Source organism: Cylindrospermopsis sp. CR12, assembly GCF_001432185.1.
GTDB lineage: Bacteria > Cyanobacteriota > Cyanobacteriia > Cyanobacteriales > Nostocaceae > Raphidiopsis > Raphidiopsis raciborskii.
Genome location: NZ_LMVE01000061.1, coordinates 1 through 15,075 on the forward strand (window position 1 = coordinate 1; position 15,075 = coordinate 15,075).

At 40.1% G+C, this 15,075-nt stretch carries 15 protein-coding genes and 1 tRNA gene; 6 read left to right on the forward strand and 10 right to left on the reverse strand.

Translation table 11 applies throughout. The annotated features are described in order from the left end of the window. The first annotated feature begins 147 nt into the window (after positions 1–147). A complete protein-coding gene (gene nadC, locus ASL19_RS07960) occupies positions 148–1,014 on the forward strand; it encodes a carboxylating nicotinate-nucleotide diphosphorylase (RefSeq protein WP_057177935.1) in 867 nt (288 codons plus the stop codon). Positions 1,015–1,028: 14 nt separating this feature from the next. Here nadC and ASL19_RS07965 read toward each other — a convergent pair whose 3' ends face one another. Continuing rightward, on the reverse strand, positions 1,029–2,705 hold the full coding sequence (locus ASL19_RS07965) for a substrate-binding domain-containing protein (protein WP_235528952.1): 1,677 nt from the start codon (positions 2,703–2,705) through the stop codon (positions 1,029–1,031). Between the two features lie 350 nt (positions 2,706–3,055). Between ASL19_RS07965 and ASL19_RS07970 the strand changes: the two genes are divergently transcribed. Next, positions 3,056–4,144: a serine/threonine-protein kinase gene (locus ASL19_RS07970; protein WP_057177937.1), complete on the forward strand. Its 1,089-nt coding sequence runs from the start codon at positions 3,056–3,058 to the stop codon at positions 4,142–4,144. Between the two features lie 9 nt (positions 4,145–4,153). On the opposite strand, the gene aroB is transcribed toward ASL19_RS07970, so the two are convergent. Continuing rightward, the gene (aroB, locus tag ASL19_RS07975) at positions 4,154–5,251 is read right to left on the reverse strand and encodes a 3-dehydroquinate synthase (RefSeq protein ID WP_006278034.1); all 1,098 of its coding nucleotides are present in this window, start codon (positions 5,249–5,251) and stop codon (positions 4,154–4,156) included. Between the two features lie 74 nt (positions 5,252–5,325). Here aroB and petL point away from each other — a divergent pair, with 74 nt between their 5' ends. Then, a complete protein-coding gene (gene petL / locus ASL19_RS16710) occupies positions 5,326–5,418 on the forward strand; it encodes a cytochrome b6-f complex subunit PetL (RefSeq protein ID WP_065179930.1) in 93 nt (30 codons plus the stop codon). A gap of 82 nt (positions 5,419–5,500) precedes the next feature. Here the strand turns inward: petL and bioB are convergent, their stop codons facing one another. Next, positions 5,501–6,478, reverse strand: coding sequence for a biotin synthase BioB (gene bioB / locus ASL19_RS07980; RefSeq protein WP_276613096.1), 978 nt, complete (start codon positions 6,476–6,478; stop codon positions 5,501–5,503). Between the two features lie 140 nt (positions 6,479–6,618). On the opposite strand from bioB, the gene ASL19_RS07985 reads away from it, so the two are divergent. After that, positions 6,619–8,064: a YdiU family protein gene (locus ASL19_RS07985; protein ID WP_057177939.1), complete on the forward strand. Its 1,446-nt coding sequence runs from the start codon at positions 6,619–6,621 to the stop codon at positions 8,062–8,064. 67 nt (positions 8,065–8,131) lie between these two features. On the opposite strand, the gene ASL19_RS07990 is transcribed toward ASL19_RS07985, so the two are convergent. From ASL19_RS07990 to gcvT, 5 genes are all read right to left on the reverse strand, one after another. Further along, complete coding sequence (locus tag ASL19_RS07990; RefSeq protein ID WP_057177940.1) at positions 8,132–8,359, reverse strand: photosystem II protein, Psb35-related; 228 nt, start codon at positions 8,357–8,359, stop codon at positions 8,132–8,134. Between the two features lie 178 nt (positions 8,360–8,537). Further along, complete coding sequence (gene petA / locus ASL19_RS07995) at positions 8,538–9,539, reverse strand: cytochrome f (RefSeq protein ID WP_057177941.1); 1,002 nt, start codon at positions 9,537–9,539, stop codon at positions 8,538–8,540. 86 nt (positions 9,540–9,625) lie between these two features. Then, entirely contained in the window at positions 9,626–10,165 is a 540-nt protein-coding gene (petC, locus tag ASL19_RS08000) for a cytochrome b6-f complex iron-sulfur subunit (protein WP_006278029.1), read from the reverse strand. A 235-nt stretch (positions 10,166–10,400) separates the two neighbouring features. Beyond that, the gene (gcvH, locus tag ASL19_RS08005) at positions 10,401–10,793 is read right to left on the reverse strand and encodes a glycine cleavage system protein GcvH (protein WP_200959819.1); all 393 of its coding nucleotides are present in this window, start codon (positions 10,791–10,793) and stop codon (positions 10,401–10,403) included. Positions 10,794–10,951: 158 nt separating this feature from the next. After that, on the reverse strand, positions 10,952–12,103 hold the full coding sequence (gene gcvT, locus ASL19_RS08010) for a glycine cleavage system aminomethyltransferase GcvT (protein ID WP_057177942.1): 1,152 nt from the start codon (positions 12,101–12,103) through the stop codon (positions 10,952–10,954). A 73-nt stretch (positions 12,104–12,176) separates the two neighbouring features. Here gcvT and ASL19_RS08015 point away from each other — a divergent pair, with 73 nt between their 5' ends. Next, complete coding sequence (locus ASL19_RS08015; RefSeq protein WP_006278024.1) at positions 12,177–12,671, forward strand: pentapeptide repeat-containing protein; 495 nt, start codon at positions 12,177–12,179, stop codon at positions 12,669–12,671. An 8-nt stretch (positions 12,672–12,679) separates the two neighbouring features. Here the strand turns inward: ASL19_RS08015 and ASL19_RS08020 are convergent. Beyond that, positions 12,680–12,751, reverse strand: a tRNA-Gly gene (locus ASL19_RS08020). A 116-nt stretch (positions 12,752–12,867) separates the two neighbouring features. Here ASL19_RS08020 and ASL19_RS08025 point away from each other — a divergent pair. Next, positions 12,868–13,980 carry an ABC transporter permease gene (locus ASL19_RS08025; RefSeq protein ID WP_057177943.1) on the forward strand — a complete coding sequence of 371 codons (1,113 nt, stop codon included), beginning with the start codon at positions 12,868–12,870 and terminating at the stop codon, positions 13,978–13,980. 63 nt (positions 13,981–14,043) lie between these two features. Here the strand turns inward: ASL19_RS08025 and ASL19_RS08030 are convergent, their stop codons facing one another. Then, positions 14,044–15,069, reverse strand: a complete 1,026-nt coding sequence (locus ASL19_RS08030) for an ABC transporter permease (protein ID WP_057177944.1) — start codon at positions 15,067–15,069, stop codon at positions 14,044–14,046. Positions 15,070–15,075 lie beyond the last annotated feature (6 nt).

A 15,075-nucleotide genomic window follows, 5' to 3' on the forward strand; every position in this document is an offset into this window, starting at 1 on the left:
AACTACTTTTTTCACTTTTTTTGAAAAAAGTTTTTTACCAAAATTTTAGGGGCTGAATCCTTTATGGATTGGGCATTTGAACCATTGGTAAACTGTTGAAATCTCCGCTTAGACTTGATTATATTTAAACAACTGATGGAAAGTTCGATGAAAGGTTTTTTGGGTGTATTACCACCGGTTTTGTTGCTTGACCCCATGCTGCGGGTCTGGTTGATGGAGGATATTGGTAGGGGCGATCGCACGACCCAAGCTCTGTTATCCCAGCACCACACTAGTGTACAAGCTAGGTGGGTAGCTAAAGCAGAGGGGATAATTGCTGGGTTGCCAATTGCAGCTAGGGTGTTTTATCTATTAAATGACCAAATCAATTTTGTGCCACTCAAGGCTGAGGGGGATAAGTGTCAAGCTGGTGAAGTGGTAGCGGAAATTACAGGGGCTTGGGATGGGTTATTGATGGGGGAGCGGGTGGCACTGAATTTGGTGATGCGGTTGAGTGGAATTGCTAGTTTGACTAATATGTATGTGGAAAAAATAGCGGATCTACCCACTAAGTTTGTTGATACTCGTAAGACTACTCCCGGGTTGAGAATTTTAGAAAAGTATGCTAGTGCGGTGGGTGGAGCTACTAATCATCGTATGGGGTTAGATGATGCGGTGATGATTAAGGATAATCACATAGTCGCAGCTGGCAGTATTACTAAGGCTATTCAACAAGTGCGATCGCAAGTTCCATACCCGTTAAGTATTGAGGTAGAAACGGAAGCTATAGAGCAGGTTGAGGAAGCTCTACAGTGTCAAGCTGAAATTATTATGTTGGATAATATGTCCCTGGATCTGATGACTCAAGCAGTAAGTTTGATTCGTCAACAGGATAAACGGGTGAAAATTGAAGCATCGGGCAATATTAGCCTAGATACTATTCGCAGTGTAGCACAAGCGGGAGTTGATTTTATTTCTAGCAGTGCTCCTGTAACTCAATCACGATGGTTAGATCTGAGTATGAGGTTAATGTAGATGCCTACAAGTGGTTATAGCTCTTTATCGGGAAGATTATAGGTCCAAATGGTTTGAGAACGGGCCATGTTTAGCCACTGATGGTCATCGGTCAAATACCCGATTTCTGTCATGTACTCATGATGGGTTCTGGGAATAGCCAAGTAGTAATCTGATCCTGATTCTTCACACTCATATTCCTTAACCAAAGGAGGAGATTGAACACTTAGATCCAGATTGGTCACATCATAAAGTCTAATAGCTAGAATGTTCCCTCCTCTCTGTTTTGCCAACTGGCGATCGCTCTCGGAAATATACCAGTGAACATAGGCCCATTTGGCTGAGCGTGGTACAAAAGTAATGGAGCTTCCGGTACCGATTTGGGAAGTATTTGGGGGAATGTGATTCTCTACCACTGGTGCAGATGGTGTCAATATTGGGGATTCTGGAGAATCAAGAGTATTGATGACTGAGACTGGTGCTTCTATATCCCAAACCAACTCACCGAAATCTAAGCCTACTGCTTGATCGAAAACATCGGAGTCATTGCCAATTACTTCCTCCGTGTTTGGGTATGATGTTTCCAATTCGTTTATCCCTCCAGCAACAAGATTTTTCTTTCGTCGAGATTTTCTCCCCATTAATAGCCAAAGTAAAAACGTTAGGAATATTACTAGAAAGCATAAACCAATTAATAGTCCTAGGAGTTTTCTGTTTCCCACTACACCGGAAAATAGCCGACTAGCATAGCCAAAATAATTACCATTATTTCTTGAAGTTGAAGCGTCTGGGGAGACAGAAGTTGACAGCAGGGCATTTTGGGAATAGATGGGAACTAGAGACTCGGAACCGGGGGTGGAGTTTTGTGCCGTATTTGGTAGTGTCGCGACTGCTGACATCTCTTCTTCTTTAGCCTTGGATATAGCTTTTTTTCCTACTTGGGTAGTAGCAAGATCCACAAAATTCACCACTGTAGGATCAGAGTTACGCTTGTAAGCATAAACCAGGGGTAATGAAAAGGGATATTTGGAATGGTCGGGATAAGTACCCTGAATTTTGAGTATTCTTACTTGGGGGACTGTTTTTACCTGGCTGACTATGGCGTAGCTGATACCATCTTTACCCAATTGTTGGATAATTTCCGTAGTTTTATCTCGGATGACAGTAAGATATTTATCACTGTTACTAGTCAATTCAGGAAAATTGAACACCGGGTAACCACCGAGAGAACGGCGAGTTTCACTGGTGACAGAACGATCAATAAACCGAATTGCCATAGGAGGCCCACCTACCTGAGACCAGTTAGTAATTTTACCCCTAAATATCCTCGTAAACTCCCCAATAGTTAAACCACCCTGAAATGGATTATCAACACCAACCACAACGGCAATTTTTTCTCTGGTTAGACGAACTTGCTCCAGTCCCTGAGCTTTTTCTGCTGGAGTCAATCCTCTAGCGATCGCCGCCACATCAATTTGTCCGTCCAATAAGGATTTAATAGCTGCCTCATTACCGCTTGTTCCTATTTCTACCTGAGTATGGGGAAACAGTTCCTGAAAACTATTTTTCAGCTTTTGGTTGATCATTAACAATTTAATCGAACCATCAATTCTGACTTTATTCTTGTTGGCAACTCTTGGTAATAGTTCTAGACCATTACTTTCCGTATTTGATTGTGCTAGTGCTGGTGCAAAAAGGTTTGTTGTTAGCAAACTGCCACTTAATGTCAAAAACAACAATAATAAACTACGTGTTATTTTACTTAGACTATTTAGATTTAGATTATTATTTTTACTTTTTTTCCACATACCTTATTTACCAAAATGCTGTACTTTACATATCTGTCGAGACAGGTAGTTCATTAACCAACAACAACTGACAAAAAAAATAACACACTAAAGTTGACTTTTTGCCAATATTTTTCTAGCTTTTAATAATTATACATTATATGCCACTTTTCTTAACCATTCCACCTGGCAAAAATAACGATCACTCCCGGAACCATTCGTGCTAAAATAAACCACCTTAGATATTCAGTAACAATATCCGCTCACCAAAAGCCATGAATCAGATATGCTGTCTGAATCCTACTTATGAATGTGATAACCCCCAAGTTCCAGAGGGTACTAGTTATTGCCCTACCTGTGGCACTCCTTTAGTAATCTTGAAGAATCGTTATCAACCAGTTAAACGTTTAGGGGGTGGAGGATTTGCTAAAACCTACTTGGCGCTGGACACTCATAAATTAAATGAACTCTGTGTAATTAAACAGCTGGCACCTTCTTTAGGTAATCAAACAACACAAGCCTTAATCAAAGCTACAGAGTTATTTCTACAAGAAGCACAGCAATTACAAAAGTTGGCGGAACACACTCAAATCCCTAGCTTGTTTGCCTACTTTGAAGAAAATCGACAGTTATATTTAGTAGAGCAGTTTGTTGATGGCAAAAATTTACTCGAAGAACTACAAACCGAAGGGGTGTTAAACGAAGCTAAAATTCGCCAGTTTTTGCAGGACTTATTGCTCATCCTCCAGGAAGTTCATAAGCAAGGGATTATTCACCGAGATATTAAACCGGAAAATGTTATGCGTCGTCATAAAGATGGTAAATTGGTGTTGATTGATTTTGGTGCTTCAAAAGAATTACAAGGAGGAGCAACTTCAGGAACGCGGATTGGCACAGATGGTTATGCACCTTGGGAACAAAGAGTTGATGGTGTAGCAAGTACGGCCGGTGACTTATACAGTCTTGGTGTAACCTGTTTTTATTTGCTTACTAGTAAAAATCCCTATGAGCTTTGGCTTAAAGACGGTTACAACTGGGTTGCAAACTGGCGTAACTATTTAAATCAACCTCTAAGTCAGAAATTGCAGCAGATTCTAGATAAGTTATTAGTAGCTAATTCTGAGAACCGCTATAGCTTGGCGGAAAAGGTACTAGAAGAATTGAGACAACCCTATAGTATTATCCCATCAAACTCTCCTAAAACAATAATATCACACACTAAAAAACCTCGGACATTCGGTTATATCCTAGCACTGATTAGTGTGGTTCTACTAGGAATTGGTTACCTATTAATCACCAAAACTCCCCAACTTCAGCCTAAGACTGAGCCCAATGGAATCCAAGAAACAGATAGGGGACTTTAATAACCGCATCTAAAAACCAAAACTCGACAAAACCTGAGTAATAATATCCGTTGGTACCTGGTCTGTAACTAGAACCTTTCCTATTTGACTAGGTAGAACAAATCTCACCCTACCTGATTTAACCTTCTTATCTAATTGTAAGGCATCAATTAGTTGATTAATATCTAAACCCACTGGCAATTTAGTTGGCAGTCCGGCTTTTTGGATAAGTGTATTTTGACGCTCTGCATCTGATTTTGACCAAAGTTCCAACCTAACAGCAATTTCCCCCGCTGCTATCATACCAAGACCGACGGCTTCACCATGCTTAAACACTCGATATTTAGTGACACTTTCCACTGCGTGACCAATAGTATGACCGTAATTCAAAATTGCCCGGATTCCAGATTCTTTTTCATCTTGACTGACCACATTTGCTTTTGCTTCACAAGAATGAGTTAAGATATAGTTTATCAGGTCGGATTTTACATAGCGGAGTTGATCAAGGTGCTTGCTCGCTTCCAACTGAGTAAACAATTGGGGATCCCAAATTACCCCGTACTTGATCACTTCCGCCATTCCCGCTCTGAATTCACCACTGGGTAAGGTTTGGAGAACTTGAGGGTCAATTAGTACTAACCTGGGTTGATAAAATGCACCAATTAGGTTTTTACCATGGGGATGATTAACCCCTGTTTTTCCACCTACGGAAGAATCAACCATCGCTAGTAAACTAGTGGGTACTTGTACTAAATTAATTCCTCTTAGCCAGGTAGCAGCAGCGAATCCCGTCATATCACCGACAACACCACCACCTAAAGCTATCATGGTGGAGTTGCGCTCTAATTTATGTTCTAAAGCTGTATCATAAATTTTTTGAATAGAGTTTAATGTTTTATATCGCTCTCCAGGTGGGAGATTATAGTGAACCACATCAAAACCAGCATTTTGCAAAGAGGCGATCGCCCGCTCTCCATAATGCTTAAATATGATGGGGTTAGAAACCAAAAGGGCCTTTTTACCTAGATTGAGACTAGCCATTTGTGGGCCCAGTTGATCCAGACTACCTGGTGCAACAATGATTTGATAGGAATTTTCTGGTATATCTACTTTAATTACGGAAGTCATTGAAAAACCCGGATATAATGGGAAATTATATATGATTGAATAAATTTAGTGAACTAAATTCTGGAGCGAGATCAATGGCCGTAGTGGAATATGTGGCTTTTTTAGCCGCGTTTACAGTTATCGCAGTGGGACTATTATTTGGTCTTCGTGCTGCTAAGATAATCTAGAGACTGTGGGAGACAGGGAATTAATTCCCTGTCTGAAAGCCAAAGTCAGTTCTCAATCAACTGGTTTTGTGGGTTGGGTATATTAAGAAAGTTTAGAAGGAGGACGCATTTGCAAACCCAATAGCTTTAACATTTCCCCATCCGTGTCATAATCGGGACAAGGGGTGGTAACCGTCAACATTTTCTGGTCATCACTAGAAAAAATTGAATTGGCACCCGCCATAAAACACAAAGACTGTTCCACGGGAGAAAGTCTAGCTCTTCCAGCACTTAAACGCACGTCAGAGGTGGGCATAATGATTCTAGCAGTAGCAATCATCCGCACCACATCCCAAATAGGAACTTCCGGTTGATCGGACAGGGGTGTTCCCTCAACCTGGGAGAGGATATTAATCGGAACTGATTCAGGATGGGGTTCCAAACTAGATAGAGTATATAACATTCCCACCCGGTCTTCCACACTCTCACCTAAACCCAGAATACCACCAGAACAAACAGTCACATTAGTTGATCGAACATTTCTAATTGTATTCAGGCGATCGCTATATGTTCTCGTGGTAATAACACTACTATAATATTCTTCGGAAGTATCCAGGTTATGATTATAAGCGTAAAGACCTGCATCTTGCAACTTTTGAGCTTGACTAGCTGTTAACATGCCCAAAGTGCAGCAGACCTCCAGTCCCATAGAGGTTACATTTTTAACCATATCCAAAACTTGTTCAAATTGGGAATTATCTCGTACTTCGCGCCAAGCAGCGCCCATACAGATTCGACTGACACCATTTTCCTTAGCTTTGTGAGCAATATTTAATACTGTTTCCTTAGCTAATAAAGCTTCTGGTTTGACTTCAGTTTTATAATGGGAGGACTGGGCGCAGTAACCACAGTCTTCTGGGCAACCACCAGTTTTAATAGATATTAGCTTGCATACCTGTATTTGTTTAGGATTATGAAATTGACGGTGTACAGTAGCAGCTTGATAAACCAGCTCTAAAAATGGTGTATTGTAGATAGCGAAAATCTCATCTTTTTGCCAATCGTAGCGTATTTGCGCCATTACTATCCTTTTGCTATCCTTTATAATGAACAGAAAGACACGGAAATTTTAACCGTGGGATACAAGTAGAGTAGCATCATCTACCGACCAATGGCAATTGGTAATAATGTAGAATCAAGAAAACACCAAAAATAGTAAAAATGAACCCAGCTGAAACGCCAAATGATACAACCTCCCCCAACCGGTTACATTCTCTCAACTATGAATATAAATTGGAGTCATTAGGTAATGACTACTATGATGAAGTTGATGCGGAAGAATTTCCCCAACACATTTTACGCTGGCGAAATAATTCATTATTAGAACGTTTAGGAATAGACCATCAAATAATTACAGACCAAAACTTTATTGATAGCTTTGGCAAATTTGAAGGAAAGAAACCATTTTTAGCACTGCGTTATCACGGCTATCAATTTGGTGAATATAACCCCCATTTAGGAGATGGTAGAGGTTTTCTTTATGGACAAGTTAGGGGTGTGGATGGAGAACTATATGATTTTGGCACTAAGGGATCAGGGAGAACGCCTTATTCCCGTGGTGGTGATGGAATGCTAACCCTCAAGGGAGGGGTGAGAGAAGTTTTAGCAGGGGAAGTATTACATCGTTTAGGTGTGAGAACATCCCGGTGTTTAAGTATGATTGAAACTGGATTATCTTTATGGCGAGGAGATGAACCTTCTCCCACCCGTTCATCAGTCATGGTGCGCATGAGTAAATCCCATATTAGATTTGGCACTTTTGAGAGATTACATTATTTAAAACGCCCGGATTTAATCCAGAAATTATTAGATCATGTGATTGATCAATATTATCCAGATCTAAACAATCAGGAGAATAAATATGCTTTGTTTTATGCTGAACTAGTGAAGAGAGTAGCCCAGTTAGTGGCACAATGGATGTGCGCGGGTTTTTGCCATGGTGTTTTAAATACTGACAACATGTCTATTACAGGGGAAAGTTTTGACTATGGACCCTATGCTTTTATCCCCACCTATGATTTAAATTTTACTGCTGCCTATTTTGACTATTATCGGCGTTATTGTTATGGTCAGCAACCAAGTATTTGTTATTTAAATTTAGAACTGTTGCAAGAGCCATTAAAAGCGGTGATTGACCCAGTGGATCTGGATTATGGGTTAGCAAAATTTCAGGAATACTATCATGCAGAATATGGGAATTTGATGTTGAAAAGATTAGGTTTTGCCCAACCCAAATTTCCAGAAGCTGATGATTTGTTAGATCTCACAATTGGTTTTTTAAAAGAAAGTCAAATTAATTATCATCAGTTTTTTGCCGATATGGCAAAGACATTTTCCCCCAGATGGCGTGAGGAACCTAGTTTAATTATGGAGGAATCACAAATTTTGCCGAGGTCATTATCTGTTTTTAAAAACTGGTGCGCACTTTATCATCAAGTCCTCAACAACTCGGTTTCCCAAGAAATGACGAATGTTGGCACAACCTTAATCCAATATAATCCCCAGTCTAATTTACTAAGACCAGTAATTGAAGAGATTTGGCAACCAATTGTGGAACAGGATAATTGGCAACCTTTTTATAATTTGATCCAAAATTTTCATACCTAATATAACAAACCGTACTGTCTAAACTTTTGACAGCACGGCTATTTGCTCTATTTATTATTTACAAACTCTACTCAGATAAGCCTTGGCTGGTATAAGCATCCATACCATAAGCAGGAGTGCGGGTTTCATAATTAATTTCTTGACCGGTAATTGACTTGGCTAGTCTTGCAAACGACTCAGAACGCCAGTTACGTTCATGAATGGGCTTGCTTTGCTCACCCATAAAATATGCTAGGGAACCAATCAACCCAGCTGCAACCCAACCAATAACAAATAATGCAATTAACACAACCATTTGAGTAACTCCTTGTTGAATAAGTCTTTATTACTCTATGTAAACAAAGATAACAAAATGTTAAGAAAATTGTCAAATGGGTCTCAAGTGTGGTATCCGCCATTTAAAGTAGGGTTTACTAGAAAAAAAGACAGGCTTTTTGCCTGTCCCAAGAAAAAAGTGCGATCTAGCAGGGAATTTAGAAATTCATCTCAGCAGCTTGGACTTTTTCTATTTGTTTCTTCTTCAGCACTAACATTACCTGTGCCATCATGACTAAACAGATAAAGGCAATCAGCCACACAACCCTAGAACTATCTTGTAAGACAATTTCTGCGTCTTTCTGACCAAAACCACCCACATTAGGGTTATTGGTTAAAGCATCACCAGATGCTACAGTTTGTCCCTCAGAAACAATTAATTCCGGACCTGCGGGCACAGTATCTTCCACCACATCTCCCGATGCAGTGGTGATGCTAACTATATATTTGACATTACCATCTTCATCTTCGGTTTGAGCAATCTTACTAATTGTCCCCCCAGCAGAAGCATTGTAAATGTTATTGTTACTCTTTTCACCTGTGGGGTAAACTTGTCCACGTCCCCGATTTCCGCCAACATGAATGGAATATTTGCCAAAGTGGATATTTTTGTCGGTAGCAGGGTTAGGTGACAATACAGGAAAAACAATTTCTTGATATTCTTCCCCAGGTAATGGCCCAACAATAATTACGTTTTCTTGATCTTCCTTGTAGGTTTGGAATGGTAGATCCCCTACTTCTTCTTTGAGTTCTTCTGGTATGCGATCTTCTGGAGCAATCTTAAACCCTTCCGGTAACATTAATACCGCTCCAACGTTTAAACCAACCTTAGAACCATCCGCTCCTACTTGCTGTACGCTGGTATCGTATGGTATTTTGACCACCGCTTTAAATACGGTATCAGGTAATACGGATTGTGGTACTTCTACTTCTGTGTTCTTGGCAGCTAGGTGACAGTTGGCACATACAATTCGCCCTGTGGCTTCGCGAGGTGTTTCAGGAGCAGTTTCCTGCGCCCAAAAGGGGTAAGCAGCAGCACTTTGGGGTTGAACGAAATCGCTAACCAAGGAAAATGTCACGGAGGCGATCGCTATTAGTAATGTATTTAGCATTACCTTAGCAGCGCGAGTTAACCTCGCTGGTGTAAGGGCGTTTCTCATCTCTATAAAGTCATGTTTCGGTTTTAGTTAGTCAGTTGTCATTGGTCAGCATTGACTAATGATTAGTTACTCAGCACTTTATTCTATTAAGCCCACCATGGGTTTTCATTAGTGCGGAAGTCGGTTTCCGTCCAGGGGGTCAAAACGATAGTGTCATCGTTGACATTAGCATGAGCTAAAGCTAGAGATTTAGGTGCAGGTCCGCGTACAACTTTACCAGTCGCATCGTATTGAGAACCATGGCAAGGACATTTAAACTTATTCTCTGCTACGTTCCAGGGAACAACACAACCCAGGTGGGTACAGATAGCATTAATGCCATAATCAGCAATTGCTTCTTTAGTTTCCACCACGATGTAGGTAGGGTCTCCCTTTAATCCTTGAACTAAAGTCCGATCTCCCACATTGTGACTAGAAAGGAACTTGCTGAGACTAACATCATTGCCCAGTTCATCCTTTGCGACTGAACCGCCACCAGCACCACCGCTGGCGGGCGGGATGAAGTAGTTCACAACGGGATAAAGAACTCCAGCAGCTACCCCGGTTACAGTCCCAAAGGTAAGTAAGTTCATAAACTGGCGACGACCCATATCAGGTACGTCCATTGATTCAGAAAATTGAGCCATAGTCTACACGCTCTTTGTGTGATTTGTTGAGTATTTTGACAAGAGTGGTAGCACTATATCAACTCTTGTCTGAGTCGAAATGCTAACGCCCCCAGTGATGTCTGATCTTATAGGATTGATCTGGCATCATCATTTATTAGCATTACATTTCTTTATATCCCTATCATACTTGAGTTAGGGAACTTAATATCATGACTCCATTTTTTATCTGGAGAGGGTGGAATCCAAGCAAAAGTTATGCTCCCTCCACCAAAGCAGCATATTTTTCAGCAGACATTCCCTGCACCACTTCTTGGGCATTACTTATATGCACTTTAATAAACCAGCCATCCCCATAGGGGTCCTTTCCTATGGATTCTGGAGACTCAATCAAGGACTCATTTCTTTCTATAACTACTCCTGTGACTGGGGATTTTAATTCTTCCACTGCTTTAACTGATTCGATTGTGCCAAATGATTCTCCTTGGGAAAGGTCATTTCCAACCTCTGTCAGTTCTAAAAATACTATATCTCCCAATTGGTCTATGGCAAAATTAGTAATGCCCACAGTAGCAATTTCACTATCTAGTCGTACATATTCATGAGTATCGAGATACAGTAAATCTTCGGGATATTTCAGCTCCATAATTTTCCTTTCTACATTCAATAATGTTCTACATAATTGACACTCCCCGGTCTAAATACACGGGGATTCTACATTCATCGTCAAAACTTGCTCAACCAGGTTTGCACCAAGTGGAGGCTTTACGCCATGCTCCAAAACTTAACCTCAAGGTTTTTCAACCATTATTTGTGGGCACGATTTTGGGATTTATAAAAAGGGCGTTTTACTACTTGGGCTGGATAGGTTTTACCACGTATATCCACTTCTATTTGCTGTTTAATATTTGCTAACTCAGCAGTTACATAAGCTAGAGCAATAGGATAGTTTAAGGTGGGAGACAGAGTACCACTGGTCACCTGTCCAATGATTTTTCCAGATGATAGAAGGGAGTAGCCATGACGGGGAATATTTCTTCCCTGAGTTTGTAAACCCACCAATTTACGCTCCACACCCTGGATTTTTTGCCTTTCTAAAATGTCTCGACCAATAAAATCACCTTTTCTATCTAAATGGACTAACCATGCCAAACCAGCTTCTAAAGGTGTAGTATTATCATCAATATCTTGACCATAAAGTGACATAGCTGCTTCTAACCGCAATGTGTCCCTACAACCTAATCCGCAAGGGGTGACACCTGCACCATGGAGACGTTGCCAAAATTCCAGTCCCGTTTGCGAATCTACCATGATCTCAAAGCCATCTTCCCCTGTGTAACCAGTACGAGCTAAAAAGGCCCCACCACCCAAAATTTCGGTTTCTAAATGGCCAAAAGCTTTGATAGGTGTCAAATCATCAGCTACAAAAGACTGTAATATAGCAGTAGCTTTTGGACCCTGGAGGGCAATTAATATCTTATCCCTAGACAGGTCTTCAAATTGAATTTGATTCAAGTCCAGATTTTGCGACAACCAATTCCTGTCTTTATCTGTAGTAGAGGCGTTAACAATAATGACAACTTTTTCATTATCTGTATTTTTTCCACTTTGACGGTAAATAATGATATCGTCAATAATCCCACCTTGAGGATTTAACAGTACAGTGTATTGAGACTGACCAGGTTGCAACCTACTTAAATCAGAAGGGACTAGTTTTTCCAGTTGGACCATGAGGTTTTTACCCTGGAGGTTAAACTTACCCATGTGGGAAATATCAAACATTCCCGCACCATTTCTCACAGCTTGGTGTTCCTCAATAATACTGGTGTATTGTAAAGGCATTTCCCAACCGCCAAAGTTGGTAAATCTGGCTTTCATTTCCACACCAGTTTGATATAGAGGGGTTTTTCCCCCTGGTGAAGGAACAGAATGATTTACAGGACTGTCTGATTTGATCACGAGTTTTGAGTTAACTGACTGTATTTTAGATATTCTAATATTGTAGATTGATAAGATTTATTACTCAAAAATCATGAAGTATTGGCAAATATTTGTCGGTTTAGTTTTAACCGCAGTGTTCTTTGTATCTAACTTATCCGCACAAGCAGCCAGTTCTTCTAGTATTACCCGGTCTGCAGGGAGTAAGATAGAAATTCAAGATTATTCGGGAAAAAGTTTAGTAGGTAAGGAGTTCACCAACATTAAATTGGAAAATGCTAACTTTAGCAATGCTGATTTGCGAGGTGTAGTATTTAATGGCACACTGTTGATTGATACAAATTTACATGGAGTCAACTTTAGTGACGGAATCTCTTACTTGTCTAATTTTAAGAATTCTAATTTAAGCGATGCCATTTTTACTAATGCCATGATGTTACGCTCGACATTTAACAATGTGGATATTACCGGTGCTGACTTTACCAATGCCATTTTAGATGGAGTGGAGGTGAAAAAATTGTGTGCTGATGCTAGTGGAGTTAACTCTCAAACGGGAGTTGACACTCGTGAATCCCTAGGTTGTAGATAGGGACTAAAAGCGGGTGATGGGACTCGAACCCACGACATTCTGCATGGGAGGCAGACATTCTACCACTGAATTACACCCGCATTAAAGAGTTGAATAAGCCATTGAACCCAGGTTCAATGGTAAGGCAAAAATCTGTTACTGTCAAGATATTTTTGCTATATCGCTCCTATTGTAATTAAAATCAGAAATTAGAACTATGAACTGGTGGCAAAGACTAAAGAATAACAACTTAGCGCGATTTGGTGCAATAATACTGTTAGTATTTTACATAGGAGTAATTGGTGCCGATTTTATAGCGCCCTATAATCCCTATGATTCTCAACCTCACGGTTCCCTATTACCACCAACCAAAATTTATTGGAAAACGCCAGATGGTAAATTTATTGGACCACATATTTATCCCACAACTCAGGGGGATACAAATTTAGAAACCGGAGAAAGAAAACTAATTGTTGATTTTCAAAAACCATCATCTCTGGGTTTATTTGTAGTTGGTTCTGAATATACATTATTCGAGGTAAAATTACCCTTACCTCCCGCATGGGAAGAAGTAAAGATTATTCCTGGTATCACCCTAAATTTACATTTGTTTGGTGCTAAAGATTCAGCCAAATTTAACCTATTGGGAACAGATGAACAGGGTAGAGACCAATTTAGTCGGTTGCTACATGGAGGAAGGATTAGTCTATTTATTGGGATTTTTGGGATTATTATTACCTATCCCTTAGGTTTAATCATTGGTGGTATTTCTGGCTATTTTGGTGGTTGGATTGATATTATTATTATGCGGTTGGCAGAAGTTTTGATGACCTTTCCTAGTATTTATTTATTAGCAGCACTGTCAGGAATTTTAAGTCCTCAATTGACCAGCACACAAAGATTTCTGCTAATAGTCTTAATTACTTCAGTGATTAGTTGGGCTGGTTTGGCCAGAGTAATTCGTGGTCAAGTCTTGTCTATTAAAGAACAGGAATTTGTTCAAGCGTCACTAGCTATGGGAGGCAAACCTTTTTATATCATCTTACGTCATATATTACCTCAAACTGCCAGTTATGTAATTATTTCAGCTACTTTAGCTATTCCTAGTTTTATAGGTGCAGAAGCAGTATTAAGTCTAATTGGTTTAGGTATTCAACAACCTGATCCTTCTTGGGGAAACATGCTTTCTTTAGCCAGTAATGCTTCTATTTTAGTTTTACAACCGTGGTTAGTTCTAGCTCCAGCTATGCTGATAATATTGACGGTTTTAGCATTTAATTTGCTTGGTGATGGATTGAGAGATGCTCTTGACCCCCGGAGTATTCGTTAAACCCACCCAAATCTAAGATTTAGGTGGTTCCATTCAAATCAGGAGAACTAAACAAGCCTACACCTAATATCTAATTCTTGGATCTATATAAGCATTGAGAATATCAATCACAATACTAGCACTAACAACAATTCCCCCGAAAAATACTAACACTCCCTGCACGGTGGTATAATCCCTGTCAGCAATTGCTTGATATAGTCTATTGGCCAATCCAGGCCAAGAAAAAGTCACCTCGGTTAAAATTGCTCCTCCCAATAGGGAAGCAAATGTTAACCCTAAAACTGTAATTACTGGTATGAGGGCATTTTTTAAAGCGTGGGATACTAAAATCTTGTTTTCTGGTATTCCTCTAGCTCGAGCTGCTTCCACATAGTCAGCTTTTAGAGTTTCTTTTAAGTTGACTCTAACTATTCGCTCAAAAATACCACTTAATAAAATTCCTAGGGTTAAACTGGGTAGAGCTAAATGATGCAAGGCCAGGAAAAAATAATTCAAGTTACCACTCAATAAACTATCAATGGTATATAAACCAGTAATGGTTGTGGGGGGACTAATATTGGGAGGAAAACGATTAGAATTAGGGAACCATTGTAACTGGACAGAGAAGACTAATTGTAATAACATCCCCGCCCAGAACATGGGGAGTGCATAGGTGATAATGCCAAATAATCTCCCCCCCAAATCCAAGGGAGTTCCTGGACGGGATGCAGAAAGGGTTCCTACTAAAATCCCCACAATGAGCGCTACTAACATGCTACAAACTGCTAGTTCCATCGTTGCAGGAAAATGTTGACTGATGATTTGCCAGACATTTTGACCCCGACTAGTTAGGGAACTACCCAGGTCAAAACGTAGGATGTTCCCCAGGTAGTTGATATACTGTAGCCAAATGGGTAGGTCTAATCCTAATTGTTTTCTCAGTTCTTCTTTGGCACTTTCTGGAGCCCTACCTCCTAAAATTGCATCTGCTGGATCTCCCGGTGTTGCTCTTAGTAAAAGAAAAACAATGGTGACAATGGTTAATAATTGCAGCGGTGCAAATAATAACCGAGAAGCTATGTAATACTGTAGGGCTTTAGACCGAGACATAGGGCA